This window comes from uncultured Photobacterium sp., assembly GCF_947502415.1.
Taxonomy (GTDB): domain Bacteria; phylum Pseudomonadota; class Gammaproteobacteria; order Enterobacterales; family Vibrionaceae; genus Photobacterium.
The window spans coordinates 1-23,848 of sequence record NZ_CANMZV010000020.1 but is presented as its reverse complement, the minus strand read 5'-3'; the positions used below and the strand labels follow the sequence as shown (position 1 = coordinate 23,848).

General features: G+C 47.4%; 22 protein-coding genes. 13 read left to right on the top strand and 9 right to left on the bottom strand.

The genetic code is table 11. The annotated features are described in order from the left end of the window. Positions 1 to 75 precede the first annotated feature (75 nt). The 5 genes from dnaE to Q0852_RS18040 all read left to right on the top strand — a co-directional run bounded on the left by dnaE (position 76) and on the right by Q0852_RS18040 (position 7,892). Positions 76 to 3,555, top strand: a complete 3,480-nt coding sequence (gene dnaE / locus Q0852_RS18060; RefSeq protein WP_299020314.1) for a DNA polymerase III subunit alpha — start codon at positions 76 to 78, stop codon at positions 3,553 to 3,555. 56 nt (positions 3,556 to 3,611) lie between these two features. Beyond that, on the top strand, positions 3,612 to 4,571 hold the full coding sequence (gene accA, locus Q0852_RS18055; protein WP_299020311.1) for an acetyl-CoA carboxylase carboxyl transferase subunit alpha: 960 nt from the start codon (positions 3,612 to 3,614) through the stop codon (positions 4,569 to 4,571). Positions 4,572 to 4,702: 131 nt separating this feature from the next. Further along, complete coding sequence (gene tilS / locus Q0852_RS18050) at positions 4,703 to 6,022, top strand: tRNA lysidine(34) synthetase TilS (protein WP_299020309.1); 1,320 nt, start codon at positions 4,703 to 4,705, stop codon at positions 6,020 to 6,022. A gap of 104 nt (positions 6,023 to 6,126) precedes the next feature. Further along, on the top strand, positions 6,127 to 6,438 hold the full coding sequence (locus Q0852_RS18045) for a cytochrome c (protein ID WP_299020306.1): 312 nt from the start codon (positions 6,127 to 6,129) through the stop codon (positions 6,436 to 6,438). Between the two features lie 242 nt (positions 6,439 to 6,680). Next, positions 6,681 to 7,892, top strand: coding sequence for an aromatic amino acid transporter (locus tag Q0852_RS18040; RefSeq protein ID WP_299020304.1), 1,212 nt, complete (start codon positions 6,681 to 6,683; stop codon positions 7,890 to 7,892). A 123-nt stretch (positions 7,893 to 8,015) separates the two neighbouring features. Here the strand turns inward: Q0852_RS18040 and Q0852_RS18035 are convergent, their stop codons facing one another. The 6 genes from Q0852_RS18035 to tsaA all read right to left on the bottom strand — a co-directional run bounded on the left by Q0852_RS18035 (position 8,016) and on the right by tsaA (position 13,430). Next, entirely contained in the window at positions 8,016 to 8,204 is a 189-nt protein-coding gene (locus Q0852_RS18035; protein ID WP_299020302.1) for a DUF4250 domain-containing protein, read from the bottom strand. Between the two features lie 2 nt (positions 8,205 to 8,206). Next, on the bottom strand, positions 8,207 to 8,410 hold the full coding sequence (locus Q0852_RS18030; RefSeq protein ID WP_299020299.1) for a YaeP family protein: 204 nt from the start codon (positions 8,408 to 8,410) through the stop codon (positions 8,207 to 8,209). Positions 8,411 to 8,618: 208 nt separating this feature from the next. Next, positions 8,619 to 9,473, bottom strand: coding sequence for a GGDEF domain-containing protein (locus Q0852_RS18025; protein WP_299020296.1), 855 nt, complete (start codon positions 9,471 to 9,473; stop codon positions 8,619 to 8,621). 94 nt (positions 9,474 to 9,567) lie between these two features. After that, complete coding sequence (locus tag Q0852_RS18020; RefSeq protein WP_299020294.1) at positions 9,568 to 10,692, bottom strand: patatin-like phospholipase family protein; 1,125 nt, start codon at positions 10,690 to 10,692, stop codon at positions 9,568 to 9,570. Between the two features lie 180 nt (positions 10,693 to 10,872). Then, positions 10,873 to 12,588, bottom strand: a complete 1,716-nt coding sequence (locus Q0852_RS18015) for a proline--tRNA ligase (protein ID WP_299020292.1) — start codon at positions 12,586 to 12,588, stop codon at positions 10,873 to 10,875. A gap of 137 nt (positions 12,589 to 12,725) precedes the next feature. Further along, a complete protein-coding gene (tsaA, locus tag Q0852_RS18010) occupies positions 12,726 to 13,430 on the bottom strand; it encodes a tRNA (N6-threonylcarbamoyladenosine(37)-N6)-methyltransferase TrmO (protein ID WP_299020290.1) in 705 nt (234 codons plus the stop codon). 151 nt (positions 13,431 to 13,581) lie between these two features. Here tsaA and Q0852_RS18005 point away from each other — a divergent pair, with 151 nt between their 5' ends. Continuing rightward, positions 13,582 to 13,845 carry a type B 50S ribosomal protein L31 gene (locus tag Q0852_RS18005; protein WP_299020288.1) on the top strand — a complete coding sequence of 88 codons (264 nt, stop codon included), beginning with the start codon at positions 13,582 to 13,584 and terminating at the stop codon, positions 13,843 to 13,845. A 1-nt stretch (position 13,846) separates the two neighbouring features. Next, on the top strand, positions 13,847 to 13,990 hold the full coding sequence (gene ykgO, locus Q0852_RS18000; RefSeq protein WP_299020286.1) for a type B 50S ribosomal protein L36: 144 nt from the start codon (positions 13,847 to 13,849) through the stop codon (positions 13,988 to 13,990). A gap of 81 nt (positions 13,991 to 14,071) precedes the next feature. Here the strand turns inward: ykgO and Q0852_RS17995 are convergent, their stop codons facing one another. The 3 genes from Q0852_RS17995 to metN all read right to left on the bottom strand — a co-directional run bounded on the left by Q0852_RS17995 (position 14,072) and on the right by metN (position 16,689). Beyond that, positions 14,072 to 14,887: a MetQ/NlpA family lipoprotein gene (locus Q0852_RS17995; protein ID WP_299020284.1), complete on the bottom strand. Its 816-nt coding sequence runs from the start codon at positions 14,885 to 14,887 to the stop codon at positions 14,072 to 14,074. Positions 14,888 to 14,978: 91 nt separating this feature from the next. Continuing rightward, complete coding sequence (locus Q0852_RS17990; RefSeq protein WP_299020282.1) at positions 14,979 to 15,665, bottom strand: methionine ABC transporter permease; 687 nt, start codon at positions 15,663 to 15,665, stop codon at positions 14,979 to 14,981. Further along, on the bottom strand, positions 15,655 to 16,689 hold the full coding sequence (metN, locus tag Q0852_RS17985; RefSeq protein ID WP_299020280.1) for a methionine ABC transporter ATP-binding protein MetN: 1,035 nt from the start codon (positions 16,687 to 16,689) through the stop codon (positions 15,655 to 15,657). The genes Q0852_RS17990 and metN overlap by 11 nt, the downstream gene beginning before the upstream one ends. A gap of 324 nt (positions 16,690 to 17,013) precedes the next feature. Between metN and gmhB the strand changes: the two genes are divergently transcribed. From gmhB to Q0852_RS17955, 6 genes are all read left to right on the top strand, one after another. After that, positions 17,014 to 17,568: a D-glycero-beta-D-manno-heptose 1,7-bisphosphate 7-phosphatase gene (gene gmhB / locus Q0852_RS17980; RefSeq protein WP_299020278.1), complete on the top strand. Its 555-nt coding sequence runs from the start codon at positions 17,014 to 17,016 to the stop codon at positions 17,566 to 17,568. 148 nt (positions 17,569 to 17,716) lie between these two features. Then, a complete protein-coding gene (locus tag Q0852_RS17975) occupies positions 17,717 to 18,742 on the top strand; it encodes an ABC transporter permease subunit (protein ID WP_299020276.1) in 1,026 nt (341 codons plus the stop codon). A 2-nt stretch (positions 18,743 to 18,744) separates the two neighbouring features. Next, complete coding sequence (locus Q0852_RS17970) at positions 18,745 to 19,788, top strand: ABC transporter permease (protein ID WP_299020274.1); 1,044 nt, start codon at positions 18,745 to 18,747, stop codon at positions 19,786 to 19,788. Between the two features lie 118 nt (positions 19,789 to 19,906). Then, positions 19,907 to 21,730 carry an extracellular solute-binding protein gene (locus Q0852_RS17965; protein ID WP_299020448.1) on the top strand — a complete coding sequence of 608 codons (1,824 nt, stop codon included), beginning with the start codon at positions 19,907 to 19,909 and terminating at the stop codon, positions 21,728 to 21,730. A gap of 26 nt (positions 21,731 to 21,756) precedes the next feature. Further along, positions 21,757 to 22,626 (top strand): ABC transporter ATP-binding protein, encoded by an 870-nt coding sequence (locus Q0852_RS17960; protein WP_299020272.1) that lies wholly within the window; start codon positions 21,757 to 21,759, stop codon positions 22,624 to 22,626. Positions 22,627 to 22,660: 34 nt separating this feature from the next. Then, the gene (locus Q0852_RS17955; protein WP_299020271.1) at positions 22,661 to 23,497 is read left to right on the top strand and encodes an ABC transporter ATP-binding protein; all 837 of its coding nucleotides are present in this window, start codon (positions 22,661 to 22,663) and stop codon (positions 23,495 to 23,497) included. Positions 23,498 to 23,848: the final 351 nt, after the last annotated feature.

Sequence of the window (23,848 nt, the reverse complement as noted above, 5' to 3'; positions counted from 1 at the left end):
ACTTACAGTGATGATTATTCCTCTTTAGGCTATAATCTTTCCTTCGTATCAAGAACACATCAGATCAGGTTAGTCATGGCTGAACCTCGTTTTATTCATCTTCGTGTCCACAGTGACTTCTCTATGGTGGACGGCCTGTCCAAAGTTCCGCCGTTGGTAAAAAAGGTAGCTGGAATGGGGATGCCTGCAATGGCATTGACCGATTTCACTAACCTGTGTGGCTTGGTGAAATTCTATTTCGCTGCTCATGGTGCCGGCATGAAGCCGATCATCGGTGCAGATTTCAAGGTTCAGTCAGAAGAAATGGGCGATGAGCTGTTTGATCTGACGGTGCTGGCGGCTGATAACGAGGGTTATCAGAATCTGACAATGCTGATTTCTGAGGCTTACCAGCGCGGACATGTTCAGCATATGCCGGTGATCGACCGGGAGTGGTTGATCAAACATAATAAAGGTTTGATCTTGCTGTCTGGTGGTAAGACTGGTGATGTCGGCAAGGCATTGCTGAAGGGAAACCAGAATATGGTTAACCGCTTTGTTGAGTTTTATCAGACTCACTTCCCTGATAGTTATTATCTGGAGTTAGTGCGAACTGGCAGAGCCGATGAAGAGGCTTATTTGCACTTTGCCGTCGAACTGGCAGAGCAGGCTGGTTTACCGGTGGTTGCGACCAATGATGTTCGCTTATTGTCTCCTGATCAATTCGATGCCCATGAAATCCGGGTAGCCATCCACGATGGTTATACCATGGCTGATCCTAACCGACCGAAATTGTATAGCGAGCAGCAGTATTTGCGCAGCGAAGAGGAAATGTGCGAGCTGTTCTCGGATATTCCTGAAGCGCTTGAAAACAGTGTCGAGATTGCTAAGCGATGTAATGTCACTGTTCGCTTGGGTGAGTACTTTCTTCCGAATTTCCCTACAGGTGAAATGACCATCGAGGATTTCTTGGTTAAGGAGTCTAAGGAAGGTCTGGAACGCCGTTTGGCCTTTTTGTTCCCGGATGAGGAAGAGCGCCTCAAGCGCCGTCCTGAATATGATGAACGTCTGGACATTGAGCTAAAAGTTATCAACCAGATGGGATTCCCTGGCTACTTCCTGATCGTAATGGAATTCATCCAGTGGTCAAAAGACAACGGGGTGCCAGTAGGGCCTGGGCGTGGTTCCGGTGCCGGTTCGTTGGTGGCATATGCCTTAGATATCACCGATCTGGATCCGCTGGAATTTGACTTGCTGTTCGAACGATTCCTGAACCCTGAACGTGTATCCATGCCCGATTTCGATATCGACTTTTGTATGGATAAGCGTGATTTGGTTATCGATCACGTGGCTGAAATGTATGGTCGTGATGCGGTATCTCAGATCATCACTTTCGGTACCATGGCAGCGAAGGCGGTTATCCGAGATGTAGGCCGGGTGTTGGGACACCCGTATGGCTTCGTTGACCGAATTTCCAAGTTGGTACCGGCCGAGCCTGGCATGACTCTGGCTAAAGCTTTTGATGCCGAGCCTCAGTTAGGCCAAGTTTATGAGGCCGATGAGGAAGTTAAAGATCTTATCGATATGTGTCGCATATTAGAAGGTGTGACACGAAATGCCGGTAAGCACGCCGGTGGTGTGGTTATCTCACCAACGACGATTACAGATTTCGCGCCATTATATTGTGATGCCGAAGGCGGTAACCCGGTTACCCAGTTTGATAAGAATGACGTAGAAACAGCTGGCCTGGTTAAGTTTGACTTCTTGGGGCTGCGAACTCTGACCATTATCGACTGGGCATTGGGGATGATTAACCCACGGTTGGAAGCGCAAGGTGAAGACCCGGTTAATATCGCTGCGATTCCGATGGCTGATGCTAAATCATTCGCTATGTTACAGCGCTCAGAATCCACCGCGGTGTTCCAGTTGGAATCCCGCGGGATGAAAGATCTGATCAAGCGCCTGCAGCCGGACTGCTTCGAAGATATGATCGCACTGGTGGCCTTGTTCCGTCCGGGGCCGTTGCAGTCGGGGATGGTTGATAACTTTATCGACCGTAAGCATGGTCGCGAGGCTGTTTCTTACCCGGATGAAAAATGGCAGCATGAATCACTAAAAGAGATCCTTGAGCCAACCTACGGCATCATCCTGTATCAGGAACAGGTTATGCAGATTGCTCAGGTTCTTGCTGGTTATACCCTGGGTGGAGCAGATATGCTTCGTCGTGCGATGGGTAAGAAAAAACCGGAAGAGATGGCCAAGCAGCGTGCGATCTTCGAGGAAGGCGCCATCAAGAATGGCGTTGATGGCGAGCTGGCGATGAAGATCTTCGACTTGGTGGAGAAATTCGCCGGTTACGGCTTCAACAAATCCCACTCAGCGGCCTATGCCTTGGTTTCTTACCAGACACTTTGGCTAAAGGCACACTATCCGGCTGAATTTATGGCGGCGGTAATGACCGCTGATATGGATAATACGGATAAGATTGTCGGCCTGGTGGACGAGTGTCACCGGATGAAGCTGAAGTTGCTGCCGCCGGACGTCAACAAAGGCCTGTACCGCTTCAACGTTGATGATAATGGGGCAGTTGTCTATGGTATCGGTGCGGTTAAAGGTGTCGGTGAAGGCCCGATTGAAAACATTATTGAAGCCCGAGAAAAAGGCGGACACTTCAAGGACCTGTTTGATTTTTGTGCCAGAATTGATACCAAGAAGGTAAATAAGCGGGTACTGGAAAAATTGATCAAGTCCGGAGCGATGGATCGACTAGGGCCGAACCGTGCTGCAATGATGGCAACGCTTGATGATGCCATTAAGGCGGCAAGCCAGCACCATCAGGCTGAAGCCTTTGGCCAGACGGATATGTTCGGGGTACTGACTGCGGCACCGGAAGAGGTGGAGCATGCATATGCCAATATTCCGGAATGGCCTGACAAGGTTTGGCTGGAAGGTGAGCGCGAGACGCTGGGTCTCTACCTGACAGGTCACCCGATTAATGCCTATGTGCCGGAGCTGAAGCATTATACGACCTGGCGTCTGAAAGATGCACATCCGACGGGACGTGATAAGGTTGTGTCGGTTGCAGGCCTGGTGATTGCCGCCCGAGTGATGACCACCAAGCGGGGAAGTCGGATCGGGATCCTGACCTTGGATGACCGTTCTGGTCGAATGGAAGTGATGCTATTTTCCGATGCCTTGGAACGCTATCTGGATCTAATTGAAAAAGATAAAATTTTAGTCGTTTCCGGACAGGTCAGCTTTGATGATTTCAACGGTGGCCTTAAAATGTCGGCCCGGGAAGTGCTTGATATCTCAGATGCACGAGAAAAGCATCTGCGGGGACTTGCCATCTCTGTAACAGAGAGGCAAATTGATGAACAGTTTTTTGAACGCTTCAGCCAAGTGCTGGAGCCGCATCGCGCAGGTACTGTGCCTGTCAATATGTATTATCAGCGCTCGAATGCGCGCGCCAAGTTGACCCTCGGGACAGAGTGGCGTGTTACCCCGGCAGATCAGTTAATTTCTGATCTCAAAATATTGCTGGGTGAAAAGCAAGTTGAGCTTGAGTTTAATTAAATTAGCCCATAGTTATTAGACAGAACAATAATTGTGGGCAAAAGGATTGAAGTGGTATGAGCCTGAACTTCCTTGAGTTTGAACAGCCGATTGCTGAGCTGGAAGCAAAAATCGAAGCACTGCGTGATGTGTCTCGCCGTGAAGAATCACAGTCGGTTGATCTTGAAAAAGAAATTGAACAGCTAGAAAAGAAGAGCCTGGAGCTTACCAAGAAAATTTTTGGTGATCTTGGTGCATGGCAGGTTGCTCAACTAGCCCGTCATCCACAGCGTCCGTATACCTTTGACTATGTCGAACACATGTTTACCGAGTTCGATGAGCTGGCGGGTGACCGTGCGTTTGCTGATGATAAGGCATTGGTTGGCGGTATTGCACGCCTGGAAGGTCGTCCGGTAATGGTGATTGGTCACCAGAAAGGCCGAGAGACCAAAGAAAAAGTATTACGTAACTTCGGGATGCCAAAACCGGAAGGTTACCGCAAGGCTCTTCGCCTGATGAAAATGGCAGAGCGTTTCAAGATGCCAATTATCACTTTTATTGATACTGCAGGTGCTTACCCGGGTGTTGGTGCGGAAGAGCGCGGACAGTCTGAAGCGATTGCCACTAACCTGAAGGAAATGGCTGGCCTGACTGTACCTGTGATTTGTAATGTTGTGGGTGAAGGTGGTTCTGGTGGTGCACTGGCGATTGGTGTGGGCGACTGTGTTAACATGCTGCAGTACTCGACTTACTCAGTGATTTCTCCGGAAGGTTGTGCATCTATTCTATGGCGTGATTCAGACAAGGCACCTCAGGCTGCTGAAGCGATGGGTATGACAGCTGAGCGTCTGAAGGAACTTGAGCTGATTGATAACATCATTGAAGAACCGTTGGGTGGTGCTCACCGCGATGTTGTCGCTATGTCAGGAAATCTGAAGGCACAGCTTCTGGCTACCCTGAATGAGCTTGAAGCACTGGATACTGAAGCGTTGTTGGAGCGTCGTTACCAGCGATTGCTGAGCTACGGTTACTGTTAAGTTCTGTTAATTGAATTTGCTAGAGCGGGTCAACTTAGGTTGGCCCGCTTTTTTATTTGCTCACAGTGTTTATAAGTGCACAGTGGTATACTACTTGTCAGTTCGTCTGTTTTCGTTAAGAGTTTTCCTTGATGCTTTACTCCCGCTTTTGTTCCATTTTTCAAAGTTATAGTGATACTCCCCGTCGTTTTGTCCTGGCCTTGAGTGGTGGATTGGACTCACGGGTACTGTTGCATTTGATGGGGCTTTTTTTGCGTCAGCATCCGCAGCACCGTTGTCTGGCGATTCATGTTCATCATGGTCTCAGTGCTAATGCGGATCTATGGAGTGAGCGTTGCGTTGAGTGGTCTCTACAAGAAGGGATTGAATGTCTGGTTGAGCGGGTAAACCTTGAGTTGGGTAGCAGAATCAGTGTCGAACAATTGGCCCGTGATGAGCGATATCGGGCTCTGAAGAAGCATTTTCAGCCGGGAGATATTCTATTGACGGCGCAGCATGCCGATGATCAGCTGGAAACTGTGCTGCTGGCGCTTAAGCGCGGCAGTGGCCCGGCGGGTTTAGCTGCGATGGCTGAGTGTACGCCGTTTGCCAGTGGTTACCACCTAAGGCCGCTGTTGGGCGTTACCCGGCAGCAAATAGAAGAATACGGTCGGTCGTGTCAACTCGACTGGGTAGAAGATGAAAGTAATCAGGATACCCGTTACGACCGGAATTTTCTGCGCCACCAGGTTGCACCGCAGATGATCGCGCGCTGGCCGGGAATCCGAAAAGCCGTGACCCGAAGTGCATCTTTATGTGGTGAGCAGGATGCCCTGTTGCAGGAGTTATTGCGTGAAAAGCTGATGCAGGCAATGTATCACGATCAGAGTCTAATTATTTCGCAGCTGGGCTCAGAGCGGATTGGTAAACAATTGATTCGTCATTGGCTGAAGCGCTTTGATGTACTAATGCCGTCCCAAGCTCAGCTGGAGCAGATTTGGCATACCATAGTGAAGGCTAAGCCGGATGCGAATCCACAGCTATGTTGGCAGCAGGTACAGGTCAGGCGTTATCAGCAGCGTTTATATTTGGTACAGCAATGGCCGGATATTAGGGAGTGGCAGCAGGAGTGCCTGCTTGGCCAGCCTTGTCAATTGCCGCAGGATCTCGGTGAATTGAAGTTACTGCCAACGAGTTATGGTCAGTTACGGTTGCCGAAACCGGATGAAGAGGTTTCCGTTCGGTTTGATCCTGAAGGGCTAGAGGTGAAGCCGGTAGGCCGGAGTGGGAAACGTAAACTGAAGAAGCTTTTCCAGGAATACGGGGTGCCAAGCTGGAATCGGCGTCGTACTCCTCTGGTGTATTACGGTGAGGAGCTGGCTGCGGTTGCCGGGCTGTTTGTTGTCGAGGCTTTCCGTGGTCAGGATTGTGACTTGGAGTGGCACAATGATGTATCTGATGTGCAATGTTAGGCTAAACAGTGCACAATTCTTAAGTTCCTGATTGTTGTTTTAGAGCCTAGTATTCAAAGTGACAATCAAATACTTGGAATAAATCAGAATTATAAGAGGACACAATGAAGAAAGTTCTTGTAATAGCAGTGTTAGCTGCAGTGATGTCAGCCCCTTCAATGGCCGCCGGTGATGCCGCGGCAGGTAAAGCCAAAGCAGCTGTGTGTGCCGGTTGTCATGGTGCGAATGGTATTGCGGTGATCCCTGGTTACCCGAATCTGAAAGGCCAAAACGAACAGTACCTGGTGAATTCCCTGAAGGCTTATAAAAATAAAGAGCGCAATGGGCCGATGGCAATGGTGATGCAGCCTCAGGCAGCCATGCTCAGTGATACCGATATGGCTAATGTCGCCGCGTATTTCTCCCAGATGAAATAACTGCAAGCTTTTGTTCGGAAAAGCGTTACTGGGCAAGGCGTGAATGTTTGAAAGCCGCTGGCTGTGTTAACAGTCAGCGGCTTTTTTGTGCGCTCAGAAATTCGTTCTGGTGGTAGTTGTAGCGCAAAATCATCGTCTGGTTGATTGCATTTTGCCCAGTCAGTGATTCTGTTGTTGCTTTAAAAAGCGGTAGGTATTATTGTACTAGCACGCTGATACATTGATATTGTCTAGGAGTTATTATGAGTAAACCATCCACACTTGGGGGCGCGTGTATTATCGCCAGTGTTTGTGTTGGGGCAGGCATGCTTGGGTTACCAAGTGCAGGTGCGGGTGCGTGGACGTTATGGAGTGTGATCGCCATTTCTTTCACTATGATCATGATGACGCTGTCCGGCTGGTTACTGTTAGAAGCACTTAAGCATTATGAATTTAAAGCGTCGTTTAATACTGTTACCAAAGATGTATTAAGCAATAAAATTAATATTATCAATAATTTATCTTTATATTTTGTGGGTGGGATTCTACTCTATGCGTATATTTCAACATCTGGCATGATTTTCAGTGAAATGCTAGGTGTCACGCGTGAATTGGCTTCCGTCCTGTTTGTTGCATTCTGCTCGGCCTTTGTCTTGCACTCTACCCGTGCAGTGGATCGTATTTCCATTGTGCTGATCCTCTTTATGATCATCAGTTTTGTGCTGGGCATTTCAGGGCTGGCTTCGCATATCCGTGTGCCGGTCTTGTTTGCACAAGGCCAAGGTGAAACCCCTTATTCGGCCTATGCGCTAGCCCTATTGCCGGTCGCGTTGACGTCATTTGGTTACCACCATTCGGTGAGCACGATGCGTGATTACTATCAAGATGAGCACCGTGCCAAAAAAGTGATTCTTGGCGGCACTCTAATTGCCCTCACGTTTTATCTGGGGTGGGTGATCTGTATTTTTGGCAATTTACCGCGTGAGGCGTTTGGCCCTGTTGTGACTGCTGGTGGTGGCGTGGATGCCTTGATGTTTGCACTGACAGCTGCCATCGATTCAAATAGCATTAAACAAGCTCTGCATATCTTTTCTATTGCCGCGATTGTTTCATCTTTCATCGGTGTTGGATTGGGAGTGTTTGATTACTTGGCTGACTTCTTTGGCTTTGCCGATACCAAGCAAGGACGACTAAAAACTTGGGGTGTGACGTTTATTCCACCATTGGTGTTCTCGTTAGTGGCACCGTTTGGTTTTGTCGCCGCGATTGGATTAGCCGGTGCTGCTGCCACGATTTGGACCTGTATTATCCCAGCGACGTTGGCAAAAACATTACGTCAAAGAGTGCCGGAACAAGAAGGCTTTGTGGTTCCAGGGGGAAATGTGACGATTTATGTGGTGATCGCGTTTGGAGTACTGACTGCTGCCTTCCATTTACTGGCTATGGCGAATCTACTGCCTGTCTTTAAAGGTTAGATTGGTGGTGAAATAAACGCTGAATCATGTAGCATGAGTATAAAAAAACGGAAGCTTGAGCTTCCGTTTTTTGTTTGTCGCGGCTATCAGGGGGAAAAGGTAGCTGCGCAATAAGAGTGAACTTTAGCGGAACTGCTTGGCATTCGGCAGGTAGTCAAAACCGGCTTCAGCCAGCCGACCAACCAGTTTGTTTTTGTTGATATCGAAGTATTTGGCCAGGTTGTCCAAATCGCCGAACTCATCACGGATCTTCATATTAACAATGCTCATCAGCATTACCGGATCCATGGTTTCGAAGTTTTTTAAATCCATTATCAATCCTCGTGATCACTCATTAACAGATTGGCTGCTGCAAAAGCGGCATTCTCACGGACGTTCTGCGGGAGTGCGTCATTAGCCGCAATATCATTCAGAGTTTTAACTGCACAGTGGATAGCATTGGGAATATAACCTTGCTCACCACCGCCAATCTGGGCATAAGTCATTCGGATCAGTTCACAGCATTCATAGACTTTCATGCGTTTTCCTTCTAATTCTTTAATATCAAACTGAATAAGAATCTGGCCTGTCTGCGAGAATGAAAAGGTTAAGATTTTTGTTCGGTTTGGTATCACTTCTTATGGTTAGAGTATTGAAACCCATAATGAGTGGACGAGCATGTCTAGCCACTATACCAGAGCTAAGAAAGATGGATATGCTTATGACGGTAGATAGGGGTGAGAGTGATTATTTTTTACGCTTGTGGCGGTAGAGCATGCGGTCAGCACGATCAACAAGGGCCGTAGGGGTATCACCTTTCTGATACTGGGATACACCACAGGAAGAGCCAATTTTTAGCGTGCGTAGTGTCTGGTCATCGTTCATGAACTTTTGAACGCGCTTGGCAACGTGCAGGGTTGATTCATCAGTTGCCGGTTGCAGAATGATCACAAATTCATCCCCGCCTATGCGGTAGCAGCGATCTGAGGTTCGGATTGATTGTTTGAGGATTGCCGAAAAGCGGCCGATTACCTTGTCGCCGTCAAGGTGGCCATAGCGGTCATTGACCTGTTTGAAGTTGTCCAGATCAAACATCAACAAGGCCAGTCCGACATTACGGCGTTCACTGAGAGCAATGGCTTGTTGCAGGTCTTGCTCAAAGCTATTGCGGTTGCCAAGCCCTGAAAGATAATCGCGTAGCGCCATATTTTTCACCCGGCGGTACTCAATGGCATTCATCAATGGACCGGCGAACAGGCGATGGTACGTATGGAGCAGGTTTATTTCGTCTTTATCCAGAGGGTAGGGCGTTGAATACTGGATTTTACCTAGTTCGTTTTCACCGAGGCGAAGAATAAAAGCCTGTCGGTACTCAGTGGCCTTGCCTCGGCGGATCAGGGTGGAGGTTTCTTCTAGATCCCATATTAATCGGCTGATATCGATTTGCTTCTCGACTTCCTGGGCAAATATTTCAAATAATAGTCCGAGATCGAGCTTTCCCTGAAATTTCTGCAGGATTAGCAAGCGCTGGTCAGCCCCAAGGGGTTTGGCCCTCGGTTTGCTGTTTTCTGCAAAAAGATTATTCCAGAGAGTTTGATCCATATCGGTGTCAAAATTTTACAAGGGCATTAACTATAGGCAATTAATTAGCCATTTCAACATTTAAGGCTATTTTTTTGTAAATAATATACTGATTTTATTTTAGAAAGTTGCGTAGCATCGCTTCTTTTTCGAGCGTGTCCTGGTAGCCCAATTCGATTAGCGCATTAATATATGCTGGTTCAAAGAGGATATAGCTGGTGATGGCAGCATCATCTTTTGGACTGATACCTATTAACCGCATGAGTGTCCTTGTCATTGGTGGCATATGGCAATAATATTTCTGCGCTAGCGGCTCGAAAGACTGGCTGGGGAAAAGATGAACATGGTCGACGACTTTCATGCCTAATTTTTGTTGCTGCTCTGTTGGTAGTGCTTCAATTAAGGCATTGGTCCGGGATAGGTGTTCCAAATCTGCGGTCAGGGTATCACTGAAAATAGTATCCATTAGATGACCACCGAGAGTTGCGAGTCCGGGAGCCTTAGTGTAGTCCCTTTCATCGAGTTTTTGATTGATGAGATCGATGATGAGTATTTTATCTGCTCCCATTTTGAGGGAAGGGCGAAGTGGTGCCAGCTGGTGGATGGAGCCATCTCCGTAATAGGCTTGCCCGAGCCGTGCGGCAGGAAACACCAGTGGAATGGCCGAGGAAGCAAGCAGGTGTTCGGTTGTGATCAGGGAGCGGCGTCCTTTGGATTTCGCACGGTCCCATTCGCTGAGCTCATCTTGACCCTGAAAGAAGCTGACGGACTGGCCGCTTTTGTAACTGGAGACGGTAACGGAAATGCCGTGCAGGTTGCCGGCCAGGATCTGTTTTTCTAACCGTTTGTAGTTATTGACCTGATTAAGCAATTGACGCAGTGGGCGGTTATTCAACAGGCCGAAAGGTGGCCGTTCATGATGATCTGCCTGCAGGCGGGCGAACCATTGGGCAGCCAGGTAACCTGTCATACCAAGTGCGCTGGCACTGAATACTCGGCGGCTATGCAGGCGGGACCAAATCCATTCTAATTTTTTAACTCCCAGGCGAAAGCAAGACGCATAACAGGCAATAGCTGTTACGTTGATGGCCCCGGCAGACGTGCCGCAGTAGATGGTGAATGGACTGTGATGGACGCGCGGATACCATTCTGAAATGGCTTTCAGTACGCCTACCTGGTAGGCAGCCCGTGCGCCGCCCCCGGATAATAACAAACTGATTTTCGGCTTATCCTTTGCCATTCAATTGCTGCTCTACGTCTTTTCAGTACCTTAACTATACAAGGAAAAAAGACTGAATCGACAATACCGGTCACAGGATAACGGTCTAGTGATAATGATCGGAGCAGTATTATGGGGGGGATTGGGATGAGGAAATAAAAAAGCCTCCACGAGGGAGGCTTTTTTCTAGAATCGAATCGATTAAGCTAGTTTCTGCTTAATGAACTCAATGATATCAGCGACAGCCACACCTTCTTTGGTGCCGGCACGACGGTCTTTGTATTCCATCTCGCCATTTTCAAGGCTGCGGTTGCCGATAACGATAGTGTGCGGGATACCGATTAGTTCGTGATCCGCAAACATTACACCCGGACGTTCTTTACGGTCGTCGAATAGTACTTCGATGCCAGCTGCTGTCAGATCAGCGTACAGCTTCTCGGCAGCTTCTTTTACTTCTTCAGACTTCGCCATGTTCATCGGTACGATAGATACCTGGAACGGAGCAATGGCTGCTGGCCAGATGATGCCGTTTTCGTCGTTGTTCTGCTCGATTGCAGCAGCAACTACACGGGTACAGCCAATACCGTAACAACCCATTTCCATGATGGTGTTTTTACCGTCTGGACCAAGAACTGCTGCGTTCATTGATTTAGAGTAGTTGTTACCCAGCTGGAAGATGTGACCCACTTCGATACCGCGTTTCAGTAGCAGGGTACCTTGACCACATGGGCTCGGGTCGCCTTCAACAACGTTACGTAGATCTTCAACCTGACCAAGTTCGACGTCACGGCCCCAGTTGATACCGAAGTAGTGTTTGTCGTCGATGTTGGCACCAGCACCGAAATCACTCATTACTGCCACAGAGCGGTCAACGATGAATGGTACAGGTAGGTTAACCGGGCCTAGAGAGCCAGGGCCTGCGTCAACGACGGCACGGATTTCGTCTTCGGTTGCGAACTCTAGCGGAGATGCAACACAAGACAGTTTCTCAGCTTTGATTTCGTTCAGCTCGTGGTCGCCACGGATGATCAGGGCAATCAGCTCTGCTTCCACTTCGTCAGATGCTTTCACGAACAGAGTCTTCACGGTTTTCTCGATTGCGATACCGTGCTGTTCAACAAGTTCAGCGATAGTTTTTGCGTTTGGAGTATCAACCAGCGTCATTTCAGCCGTTGGTTCCGCTCGTTCGGCTGCAGGAGCCAGGGCTTCTGCTTTTTCGATGTTCGCTGCGTAGTCAGACTCAGTAGAGAAGGCAATTAAGTCTTCACCGCTTTCTGCAAGCACGTGGAACTCGTGAGAGCCAGAACCACCGATTGAACCTGTGTCTGCCAATACTGGGCGGAAATCCAGACCCATGCGGCTGAATACGTTGCAGTATGCCTGGTGCATCGTTTCGTATGTTTCTACCAGGCTTTCTTTATCCAGGTGGAAAGAGTAAGCATCTTTCATGATGAACTCACGTGAACGCATCACACCAAAGCGCGGGCGAACTTCGTCACGGAATTTAGTCTGGATTTGGTATAGGTTCAGCGGAAGCTGCTTGTAAGATTTCACTTCGTTGCGAACCATGTCCGTGATCACTTCTTCGTGAGTCGGACCTAGTACAAACGGTCGGTCGTGACGGTCAGCGATACGTAGCAGCTCGGGACCAAATTTGTCCCAGCGACCGGTTTCTTCCCATAGTTCAGAGGGCTGAACCACGGGCATTAACGTTTCGACTGCACCGGCATTGTTCATTTCTTCACGAACAATGTTTTCGACCTTACGCAGAACACGCAGACCTGTAGGTAGCCAGGTATAAAGACCTGAAGCCAGCTTACGGATCATACCTGCACGTAGCATCAGCTGGTGGCTGATAACTTCTGCGTCGTTTGGAGTCTCCTTCAGCGTTGAAAGAAGATATTTACTGGTACGCATTGATGGTATCCGTTGGTTGATAAGAATTTGATAAGTGATGGGGACATCCCCAGCCGCTCAAAGTGGCGGTAACCGCATATACTACCAGCCATTTTGCTGTTCGCCAAAGGGAACAGTCAGGCGTACGTTTAATCTGTCTATTTCACCATTGGCTTTTCTAGGGCGGTGACGGTTACTTTTTCGTCATCGACGGTGAATTTTACATTGTAGTCGAATAAATGAACGGCATATTCCTTGGTGTCTGTTTTGTTTTTTTTGTAGGCCGGGCGGGGATCCTGAGCCAGGACTTCCTCGATGACGGCCCGTTGCCTTGCCAGTTGGCGACCGGTTAGCTGTGATTCAGCCTTGTCAGTGAAGATCACCTGTAAGGTCTGGGGTTCCTCACTAGCAAAACCACCAGTCGCTTCAGGCAGGCTGTCCGAGTAAGGAATATAGGGCTTGATATCAACAATCGGGGTGCCATCGACGAGATCAACGCCACCAAGTTCGATTACCACATCGCTTCCTTCCTGGCGAATGCCTTTGAATTCAACGGCAGACATACCGATACCGTTGGGACGAAACGTTGCCCGGCTGGCAAACACGCCGATCCGCTCATTGCCACCCAAGCGAGGTGGACGGACTGTCGGGCGCCAGCCAGCTTCCAGGTTTTGGTCAAACAGGAATAGTAGCCACAGGTGACTGAATTGCTCCAGTCCGCGTACGGCTTCAAGGGCATTGGCCTCACCTCGCAGCACTATTTCCGAGCGGGCACTGGGTACTAACCCCGGCTGGCGTGGTACGGCAAATTTTTCTTTATAGGGGGAGCGGATAATACCAATCGGTTCAATTTGATAGGTCATCTGGATAGGGTCTTTGTTCGTTTAACGCAAAAATACCATAAAAATGCAAATGAAAGCTTGATGAGAATTATTATCAAATGCTATGTTATAACATATCTCAAGCGAGAGCCTTATTCTTTGAGGATAAGAAAAGTTAGTAGAGGATCAAAAAATGAAACCAGGTATCCATCCCGAGTATCGAACCGTTGTGTTCCACGACACCAGTGTAGATAAGTACTTCTTGGTGGGCTCGACGTTGAAAACCGATAAAACCATTACCTGGGAGGGTGGTAAGGAATACCCTTATTACACCCTGGATGTCTCATCGGAATCACACCCTTTCTATACCGGTAAGCAGCGAGTGATCAGTACTGAAGGGCGGATGGCTAACTTCAGTCGTCGTTTTGGTCAGCTTGGTAAGAAGAAAGGAAAATAAGATGAAAGTATTAAGTTCTCTAAAAAGTGCTAAGACCCGCCATCGCGATTGTCAGGTAGTAAAACGTCGTGGTCGTGTGTATGTGATCTGCAAGTCGAATCCGCGTCTTAAAGCGGTTCAGGGCCGGGTGAAGAAGAAAAAATAATGCTTCATTAGGACAGATGAAACAAACAAGCCCCTCAATTGAGGGGCTTGTTTGTTTTTGCGGGGCGCAAAAGATTGGTGATTACCAGCCTTTGACTACGCCACCCTGGAAGATTTCTTTCGCAGCTTCATATACCGCTTCAGATTGGTATGCCTTAATGAATGTTTGGACGTTTTCAGCGTCAACATTGTCCTGTCGGGCAACAATCAGGTTTACGTATGGTGATTCTTTGTCTTCCACGAAAATGCCGTCGCGCTCTGGCGTCAGGTTGATGCTGCTGGCATAGGTGGTGTTGATGATCGCCAGCTGGACATCGTCAAGAGAACGAGGCAGTTGTGCCGCTTCCAGCTCGACGATTTTCAGGTTTTTCGGGCTTTCGACAATATCCAGTACCGTTGCTGTCAGGCCTGCGCCTTCTTTTAGTTTAAGTAAACCTTTTTGCTCAAGTAGAAGTAGTGAACGGCCAAGGTTAGTCGGGTCGTTAGGCACGGCGATTTGGTCACCTTCTTGCAGTTCATCAATTGATTTGATTTTGCTTGAGTAAGCCGCGATTGGGTAAACAAAGGTATTACCTGCTACCGCAAACTTATAACCGCGGTCGGTTACCTGCTGATCAAGGTAAGGCTTGTGCTGGAAGGCATTGATATCGATAGAGCCTTCTTCCAGCGCCGCATTCGGCGAGACGTAGTCGGTAAAGGTGATCAGCTCTACATTCAAGCCATATTTATCCTTGGCTTCCTTGGCAGCCACCTCGGCTACCTGGGCTTCAGCGCCCGCCATTACCCCAATTTTAATCTTGCTGTTGTCAACGGTGGCTTCTTTTTCACCACAACCTGTTAGAACGAGCGCCGATGCAAGCCCGGCCACCGCGAAAAGATTCTTAAGATTAAACGCCATGTTACTTCTCCTTAAAACTGGGGATTTTCCGTAAAACTAAATTGTTAAGTGTGATTGATGGTTATTATTTATGCCAATTTAAACGCTGTAACTATCGGTGGTCGGTTCGTTTTACCAAGTGATCGCCTGCAGATTGGATTAGCTGAACCAATACGACCAGCATGACCACTGTGATTAGCATCACGGTACCGTCAAAGCGCTGGTAGCCGTAGCGAATGCCGACATCACCCAGACCGCCACCGCCAACAGTGCCGGCCATAGCCGAGTAGCTCACCAGCGTTACCAGAGTGATAGTAACTGCATTGATGATGCCCGGTAGTGCTTCAGGTAGTAGTACTTTGCTGATGATCTGGCGTGGGGTTGCTCCCATTGCCTGTGCAGCTTCAACCAGACCACTCGGTACTTCCAGTAGTGCTCCTTCGATCAGGCGGGCAATAAATGGGATAGCGCCAACTGTTAATGGAACGATAGCTGCTGCTGTGCCAATTGAGCTGCCAACAACAAATCGGGTAAATGGGATGATGGCAACCAGCAAGATAATAAACGGTATGGAACGGCCGATATTGGTGATTGTTCCGAGTACTTGGTTCACCAGCCGATGTTCAAGCAAGCCGTTTTCCTTAGTAAGGTGCAAGGCCACACCGGCAGGAATACCGATGGCAAACCCGATAAGGCCGGAAGCAAATACCATCACCAGGGTTTCGCCCAGTGCGCCGATCAGTAGGTAGGTAAGGCGCTCGTTGGCCAGCCACCAGTTAGCAATAGACTCAAGCAACATAACCCAGCACCTCTACATTAACTTTGTGATCCCGAAGGAAGGTAATCGCTTGAACGGTGGCTTGATCGCTACCAAAGAATTCAGCCAGCATGAGGCCGAATTTGACACCGCCGGCATAGTCCATATCCGAACTGAGAATACTGATGTCAATGTTGAACTCGCGGGCAACCTGGCTGATCAGTGGCGCATCAACTGAGTTGCCGGTGAATTCAAGTCGTACCAGGGGATAGCTGTTGCTGATACGGGATTCAACCAAACGGGCTTGATAATCTTCCGGTATAGATAAATCCAGAGTTGAGCGAATGAAACTGCGTGCCAGATCCGTTTTCGGGTGGGCAAATATTTCACCTACCGGACCTTTCTCTACCAGCTCGCCGTCGCCGATGATGGCAACTTCCGAGCAGATACTTTTCACCACGTCCATTTCATGGGTGATCAGCAAAATGGTCAGGTTCAGCTTGCGGTTGATCTCTTTCAGTAACTCAAGAATGGATTGAGTTGTCGCCGGGTCCAAGGCGCTGGTGGCTTCATCACACAGTAAGACTTTAGGATCTGAGGCCAGTGCTCGGGCAATGGCTACACGCTGTTTCTGGCCGCCACTGAGATTCGACGGGTATGACTCGCTTTTATCTGCCAGGCCGACAAGCTGAAGCAGCTCGTTGACCTTGGTTTTTATTTCCGACTTGCTCTTGCCTGCTAATTCTAGCGGCAGAGCAATATTGTTAAATACTGTTCTGGAAGACAATAGGTTGAAATGCTGAAATATCATACCGATTTTACGGCGGGCCAGCGTTAGCTCTTGGTTAGAAAGCTGAGTCAGATCGGTACCGTCTACGATCACATGGCCGTTGGTTGGTTTCTCAAGTAGGTTGACGCAGCGGATTAGGGTACTTTTTCCAGCCCCTGAAGAGCCGATAACGCCGAAAATGGTGCCTTGGTCAATGGTCAGGTTGATGTCGCGCAGCGCGTTGATCTCCCTGTCACCCTGATAGAACACTTTATTTACTCTATTTATTTCTATCATCGTACTTCCTGAACCGTATACCTGTTAAAAGGAAAAGTTTAAAAAGGTAAATGCCTGTCATTACAGGTATATCGTAATGCGGATTGTTGTGTTTACATTGTCATTGTTATGTGTGAAAAGTGTTATTAGTCGCATCTGGTGTGTTGATGCTAGGATGTCTAGATGGCTAAGTCAATAGGTATTTTTACGTCTAGACGTCTAAATGTCTTTGTGGTTTTTCTCCGTCTTGTCGACCATATGGTCCTGACATAGAGATAAACAGATGAATCCCGACCGTAGCCATGCCATAATTTGTCTTAATATATATAGACAGAGGGCTAACTTTTGGCCAAACCAGCAGTTTTTATCGACCGTGATGGCGTGATTAATGTCGATCATGGTTACGTTCATACCGTTGATGACTTTGAATACGTCGAAGGCGTTTTTGAAGCATGCAAAAAGCTCAAGGATATGGGGTATTTGCTTGTTCTCGTAACTAACCAGGCAGGTATTGCCCGAGGTATGTATACGGAAGATGAGTTTCTGACCCTGACTGAGTGGATGGACTGGAACTTTGTCGATAACGGTGTTGAGTTTGATGGTATTTATTATTGCCCTCACCATCCGACTGAAGGCAAGGGTGATTACCTGCAAGACTGTAATTGCCGTAAGCCAAAGCCTGGTATGTTTATTTCTGCCCGCGATTTTCTGAAAATTGATATGGCCAACTCGGTGATGATCGGTGATAAGACCGATGATGTGAAGGCTGCCGAGGCTGCTGATGTCGGTACTAAGATCCTTGTTCGCACCGGCAAGCCTGTCACCGAAGAAGGTGAAGCGCTGGCGAGTGTTGTGCTGGACAGTGTGGCTGATGTACCAGCCTGGCTGGCCGCACGCTAATTGCCAAAACATTATCTGAAAAGGTCGCTGATGCGGCCTTTTTTGTGTCTGTCATTTTTTATTCCCCCATGAAACCCTGTACTTGCTGCTATCTTTCAAAGAGATAAAGAGATCGTGATTGACGATTTTGACAGGGAGTAAGTCGTCTATGTTGTCCTATTTATTGCGGCGTGTGGTGTTGGTTGTACCGACATTTTTTGGGATAACCATTTTGATCTTTGCTATTACTCGTTTTGTTCCCGGAGGGCCGGTAGAGCGAATGTTGGCTGAGATGCAGGCGCAAAGCAATGCACCATCCTCACTGTCATCACCAGGTGAAAGCAATGCGTTATCTGAAGAGCAAATTGCTGAGCTAAATGCTTTTTATGGATTGGATAAACCGGTATTGGAAGCATATTTCGAGTGGCTGGGTAAGATTTTGGTGCTGGACCTTGGGGAGTCGACCCGTTATTACGAACCTGTCTGGGAAATGATTATGGACAGGTTACCGGTATCTTTGTTTTATGGCGGTATGACTTTTTTTATCAGTTATTTCATCTCTATCCCTCTGGGGTATTACAAGGCGCTAAAGCACGGTAGTGCATTTGATTCATCCACCTCGGTTCTGATTTTTATTGGTTATGCCCTGCCGGGGTATGTGGTCGGGGTCTTGCTGATCACCTTGTTTAGCTACCATCTGGAATGGTTTCCGATGGGGGGCTTCGTCGGAGATGAGTTTGATGATTATGAAACGGTTTATGAGCAGTTCAAAGATCTGATGTGGCATGCGGCACTGCCTCTGGTGTGTTACCTCATCGGCGATTTTGCCATCCTGACCATGACAATGAAAAACAATCTCATGGAGACCCTGTCAGCAGATTATATTCGCACAGCTATTGCCAAGGGCCTGCCATTCAAAACCGCGGTGCGCAAACATGCCTTGCGTAATAGCCTGATCCCTGTCGCGAGCCATTTTGGTAATTCCCTTTTGTTTTTTATGACCGGCTCTTTTCTGATTGAGGTAATTTTCAATATCGATGGTGTCGGGCTGCTTGGTTATGAGTCGATTATGGAGCGAGACTATCCGGTTGTGATGGGGATTGTCGCTATTAATGCTGTCTTGCTGATGTTTGGCAACATACTGTCTGATGTTTGTGTTGCGCTGGTTGATCCGCGTGTGAAATTTGGAGCCTGAATATGTTGAAGCTCAATCCTTTAACGATCAAAAAAATCAGGCGGTTTAAGTCGATTCGGCGAGGCTACTGGTCGTTTGTGATTTTAACTTGTCTGCTGGTGCTGTCATTGTTTGCGGAAGCCCTTATCAATAGCAAGGCGTTGATGGTGAGGTACAACGGTCAGTTTACGTTCCCGGTTTTGAGCAGAGTGATTGCCGGGAGTGAATATGGGCTTGGTTATCAGCAAGAAACCCGGTATCGCGAACTGAAGCGCCAGTTTGAGCTAGAAGGCGGGGGGAATTTTGTCATTATGCCGCTAGTACCCTGGAACCCGCTGGAGCAGGATTTTAGCGGTGATTATCCGCCAAATGCGCCGAGCTTTGAGGATAAACATTACTTAGGTACCGATACCATAGGGCGGGATATTCTTGCTCGCCTGGTTTACGGATTTCGAACGGCTATGGGGTTTGCCCTGCTGACAATGGCAGTTTCTTATGCTGTTGGTATAGCAGTAGGGTGTGCGATGGGTTTCTTTGGCGGAAAGTTTGACTTGCTGGTGCAACGGTTTATTGAAGTCTGGTCTATGGTGCCGTTTCTCTATGTCATCATGATTTTGGTCTCAATCACTCAGCCGACATTTAGCCTGTTTGTTGCCATCAATGTGCTGTTTGGCTGGATGGGGATGACCTGGTATATGAGAACCATGACCTATAAAGAATCTGCCAGGGAATACGTGATGGCCGCCAAGGCTATTGGCGCTTCGACCTCCAGGATTGTATTTACCCATATTTTACCCAATACCATGGTGATGGTTGTGACACTGGCACCTTTTACTATCGCGGCTAATATTACGGCGTTGACAGCTTTGGATTATTTAGGCTTGGGCTTGATGCCGCCAACACCGAGCTGGGGAGAGCTGCTGCAACAGGGGAAGTCAAATCTGGATTCTCCCTGGATTGTGGTTTCGGTGGTCAGTGCGATTGTGGCTGTGCTGGTTATGGTGACTTTTATCGGGGAGGCGATACGAGCAGCTTTCGATCCAAAAAAATTCACCCGCTATGTTTAGGTTCTGTTGCTTCTGGATAAACGAGGTATTTCATTTGGAATGAGAGATGCCAGATTTAGGCTAAATTTATCAATAGAGGAAATTTTTATTGTAAGACAAGGAAGTAAATATGATAAGGATGTTGAAGTGCTGCATGGCTGTAGCAGTATTGATGTTGAGCAAACCGTTACACGCAAACTCCTTACCTGATGGACTTCAGTGGATATCCAATTCCAATGAGCCGCTGTTTGCTTCTCAAGACGCAATTTTTGGCGGTACATTTAGAACCTATATCTCTAGTTTCCCTCAAACGTTTCGGATTGTCGGGCCTGATTCCAACGGTCGCTTCCGTTCTTGGCTGCTAGACAGCCGTCCCGCCTCGGTAACTCGACACCCTATCACTAATAAGTGGGTACCGGATATCGCGACTCACTGGGCGTATGGTGATGATGAAAAAACCGTATATTTCCGGATTAATCCATCGGCCCGGTGGTCAGATGGTAAGCCAATCACGACTGATGATTACACTTTCGTTCTTACCTTAATGCGCTCTAAAGATATTGTCGCGCCCTGGTATAACAAGCACTATACCGAGCAGGTCGAGGATATTATTAAATTTGATGATCATACGTTTGCTGTTGTGTCGACGACGAGGCGAAATCGTGAGGAGCTCATGATTTATGCCAACCTACAGCCGCGGCCTGCTCATTTTTACAAGCCGAAAACAGATAAGAATCGAGATGGCGTCGATGATAACTTCGTCCGTTATTACAATTTCAAGGCAGAGCCATCGGCAGGGCCATATTATGTTGATGGCGTAAAGAAAGGTAAGTCGATCACTTTCAAGCATGTCGGGAAAAGCTGGTGGGGATATACCAACCGTTATTATCAGCATCGATACAATGTTGAGAAAATTCGTATCAAGGTGATCCGGGATAAGGACATCGCCCGGCAGCATTTCGAGAAAGGAAATATGGATAGCTTCTGGCTTGATACGCCCGAGCTATGGCATGAAAAGTCCAATAGCGAAGCCTATAAGAAAGGATATATCCAGAAATTTTGGGGGTACAATCAGGTACCTATTGGGGCTGGTGGGATGTGGATTAATACCTCGAAACCCTATTTAGATAATCGGGATATTCGCAAGGGATTATCCCATGTCATTGACTTTGATGGGATGATCAAAAAAGTCCTTCGGGGGGATTTTTTGCGTAAGCCTAATGGTGTGGGTATAGGGCAGGGTGACTACACCAATAGCGATATTACTGCACCTAAGTTTTCCCCCGAACTGGCAGCTAAATACTTTGCTATGGGCGGATTCGAAAAGATTGGTGATGACGGTATCCGTATAAATAGTAAAGGGGATAGGCTTTCATTTGCGGTGACGTATTCGCGCCCCTATCATAGCCCTCGCATTGCTTATCTTAAAGAGCAAGCTAAACAGGCTGGGCTGGAGCTGACTCTTAATCTGATTGATGGTTCATCGGCATTTAAATATGTGCTGGAGAAGAAGCATGAACTATCTTTTCATAATATGAGCTCGGGCGAAATCCCAAGTTATTGGCAGTATTTCCATTCGGATAATGCCAATAAACCTCAAACGAACAATTTCACTAATTTCAGTTCCGATGAACTTGATAACTTAATCACTGCATACCGTTCCGAATTTGATTTGGAGAAGAAAAAAGCCATTTCACGTCAGATTCAACAGCAAGTTGCGGATGAAGCCATTGTGATCCCCGGTTATATGATGACTTTCGCTCGTGAAGCGCATTGGCGATGGATGAAATATCCAACCCCGGCCATGACGAGGCTAACGGAGTTTCTTTTTTCATCGGGAACAGCTTTAGACCTCGGAACGTATTGGATTGACCCGAAACTGAAGAAAGAAACCAAGTCGGCAATGAAAAAAGGCAAGGTTTTTAAACCTGTTACTGTTGTGGATGAGACATACAAGCTTTGAGCTATAAAGCAATGGAGAGGGATTGAATGTCAGCGGATGAGGTGATTTTACAGGTGAAGGATCTGGAAACTGAATTTATCACTGAGGATGGTGTAGCCAAGATCCTCCATGGTGTGAACTTTACCCTAAATAAAGGGCGAACTCTTGGTTTAGTGGGGGAGTCTGGTTGCGGTAAAAGTGTTACAGCTATGTCAATAATGGGATTGTTACCTAAGCCATACGGTCGGGTGACGAAGGGGCAAATTCTATGTAAAGGTAGGGATCTTGTGCATCTTCCTCCTGACAAAATGTATGCCATGCGAGGAAATCATATCTCCATTATTTTTCAAGATCCGATGACGGCGCTAAATCCAGTTTATACGATAGGCCAGCAGTTGTATGAAGTGCTGGAGCTTCACCGCCCTGAGTTTAATAAAAAACAACGGCAGGTTTATGCTCTGGAAATGCTGACAAAGGTAAGAATACCAATGCCGGAAAAGAGGCTGAAGGAATATCCACATAATTTGTCCGGAGGCATGCGCCAGCGCATCATGATTGCGATGGCCCTGGCATGTAAACCAGACATCTTAATTTGTGATGAACCGACGACTGCGTTGGATGTGACTGTTCAAGCCTCGATTTTAGACCTGATGGTTGAACTGCAAGAAGAAACGGGTATGGCGATGCTCTTCATTACCCACGATTTAGGAGTTGTGGCCGAGATCTGTGATGATGTTGTTGTTATGTACGGTGGCAAGGTTGTGGAAAGTGCAGGTGTATTCGAACTTTTTGATAATCCGCAACATCCATATACCGAGCGTTTGTTGGGATTAATACCAGGTTTGCACCATGATCCTAAACAGCAGATTGAGATAAAACCTATTGATACCGAACTATTCCCTGAATTTAAGGGATAAGTGAAATGATGGTTGGCCGGAATGGGATGGATGAATGGAAGAAGTCCTAAGAATAGAAAATTTGAAGCAGCATTTTGTTTCTGGCAGAGGAATATTTAAAAAAGGGTATATTGTAAAAGCTGTTGATGGGGTGTCGTTTTCGGTTGCTCAGGGAGAAACATTGGGGTTGGTAGGTGAATCAGGCTGCGGGAAAAGCTCTCTGGGACGTACTATCCTGAAATTGTATGAGCCAACGGAAGGAAAAATTTTTTTCGAAGGCAGAGACATTACCGGTTTATCAGCTAGGCAAATGCGTCCATTGCGAAAAGATATGCAGATTGTCTTTCAGGATCCGCTTGAGTCACTTAATCAGCGCCATACCGTAGGCATGATTTTAGAAGAGCCTTTTATTATTCATAATATCGGGACACCTGCTGAGCGTAAGGTGTGGGTTAAGAGTCTATTGGGAAAAGTTGGCTTATCAAAATCGGCTTTGGGTCGTTATCCCCATGAATTTTCGGGTGGACAGCGCCAGCGTATTGGTATTGCCCGGGCTATTGCATTAAAACCGAAATTGTTGATTTGTGATGAGTCAGTTTCTGCGCTGGATGTTTCAGTGCAGGCTCAGATCCTGAATTTATTACTGCGCTTACAAAAAGAGATGGACTTGGCGATTATCTTCATTTCTCACGATTTATCTGTAGTAAGGCATATTTCAGATCGGGTTGCTGTCATGTACTTGGGACGTATAGTGGAACTGGGGGCGGTCAATGCAATCTATGAATCTCCTCAGGCCGACTATACTAAGACCTTGTTGTCGGCGATACCTGCCACTCATCCGAAGTACAGAAAGCGAAAGAAGCACCAAGCGACAAGTGAGAATGTTGCCTAACAGAATTAAGTTTGGCCTTTTGATTATGTGTGTTGTGCTCAAAATGCCCAGTAATTCAGATTTTGGGTGAAGTTTGTGCTGTTGGGGTGTTTTTTTTGAAAAATGGCAAAAAAACTATTGCGCACTTTTAAATTCTCCCTATAATTCGCTCCCGTTGTCACGATAAATCTCCTAGAGAACAGTGTGATAACCAAGTTCTTTAACAATTTGACCATGCAATCTGTGTGGGCACTCGTGAAATGATTAGTCAAACATTTTGTCTTCACTTTTTTGAAAGTGAAAGCAAATATGGCATCAATGAACTGAGTGACCAATACAAAATAGCTTACGTTATTTTGGCACAGTCAATTC

Bases quoted from the DNA above. Each gene is read 5' to 3' on its own strand.
- dnaE (WP_299020314.1), top strand. From the start codon at position 76: ATGGCTGAACCTCGTTTTATTCATCTTCGTGTCCACAGTGACTTCTCT.
- accA (WP_299020311.1), top strand. From the start codon at position 3,612: ATGAGCCTGAACTTCCTTGAGTTTGAACAGCCGATTGCTGAGCTGGAA.
- tilS (WP_299020309.1), top strand. From the start codon at position 4,703: ATGCTTTACTCCCGCTTTTGTTCCATTTTTCAAAGTTATAGTGATACT.
- Q0852_RS18045 (WP_299020306.1), top strand. From the start codon at position 6,127: ATGAAGAAAGTTCTTGTAATAGCAGTGTTAGCTGCAGTGATGTCAGCC.
- Q0852_RS18040 (WP_299020304.1), top strand. From the start codon at position 6,681: ATGAGTAAACCATCCACACTTGGGGGCGCGTGTATTATCGCCAGTGTT.
- Q0852_RS18035 (WP_299020302.1), bottom strand. From the start codon at position 8,204: ATGGATTTAAAAAACTTCGAAACCATGGATCCGGTAATGCTGATGAGC.
- Q0852_RS18030 (WP_299020299.1), bottom strand. From the start codon at position 8,410: ATGAAAGTCTATGAATGCTGTGAACTGATCCGAATGACTTATGCCCAG.
- Q0852_RS18025 (WP_299020296.1), bottom strand. From the start codon at position 9,473: ATGGATCAAACTCTCTGGAATAATCTTTTTGCAGAAAACAGCAAACCG.
- Q0852_RS18020 (WP_299020294.1), bottom strand. From the start codon at position 10,692: ATGGCAAAGGATAAGCCGAAAATCAGTTTGTTATTATCCGGGGGCGGC.
- Q0852_RS18015 (WP_299020292.1), bottom strand. From the start codon at position 12,588: ATGCGTACCAGTAAATATCTTCTTTCAACGCTGAAGGAGACTCCAAAC.
- tsaA (WP_299020290.1), bottom strand. From the start codon at position 13,430: ATGACCTATCAAATTGAACCGATTGGTATTATCCGCTCCCCCTATAAA.
- Q0852_RS18005 (WP_299020288.1), top strand. From the start codon at position 13,582: ATGAAACCAGGTATCCATCCCGAGTATCGAACCGTTGTGTTCCACGAC.
- ykgO (WP_299020286.1), top strand. From the start codon at position 13,847: ATGAAAGTATTAAGTTCTCTAAAAAGTGCTAAGACCCGCCATCGCGAT.
- Q0852_RS17995 (WP_299020284.1), bottom strand. From the start codon at position 14,887: ATGGCGTTTAATCTTAAGAATCTTTTCGCGGTGGCCGGGCTTGCATCG.
- Q0852_RS17990 (WP_299020282.1), bottom strand. From the start codon at position 15,665: ATGTTGCTTGAGTCTATTGCTAACTGGTGGCTGGCCAACGAGCGCCTT.
- metN (WP_299020280.1), bottom strand. From the start codon at position 16,689: ATGATAGAAATAAATAGAGTAAATAAAGTGTTCTATCAGGGTGACAGG.
- Q0852_RS17975 (WP_299020276.1), top strand. From the start codon at position 17,717: ATGTTGTCCTATTTATTGCGGCGTGTGGTGTTGGTTGTACCGACATTT.
- Q0852_RS17970 (WP_299020274.1), top strand. From the start codon at position 18,745: ATGTTGAAGCTCAATCCTTTAACGATCAAAAAAATCAGGCGGTTTAAG.
- Q0852_RS17965 (WP_299020448.1), top strand. From the start codon at position 19,907: ATGTTGAAGTGCTGCATGGCTGTAGCAGTATTGATGTTGAGCAAACCG.
- Q0852_RS17960 (WP_299020272.1), top strand. From the start codon at position 21,757: ATGTCAGCGGATGAGGTGATTTTACAGGTGAAGGATCTGGAAACTGAA.
- Q0852_RS17955 (WP_299020271.1), top strand. From the start codon at position 22,661: ATGGAAGAAGTCCTAAGAATAGAAAATTTGAAGCAGCATTTTGTTTCT.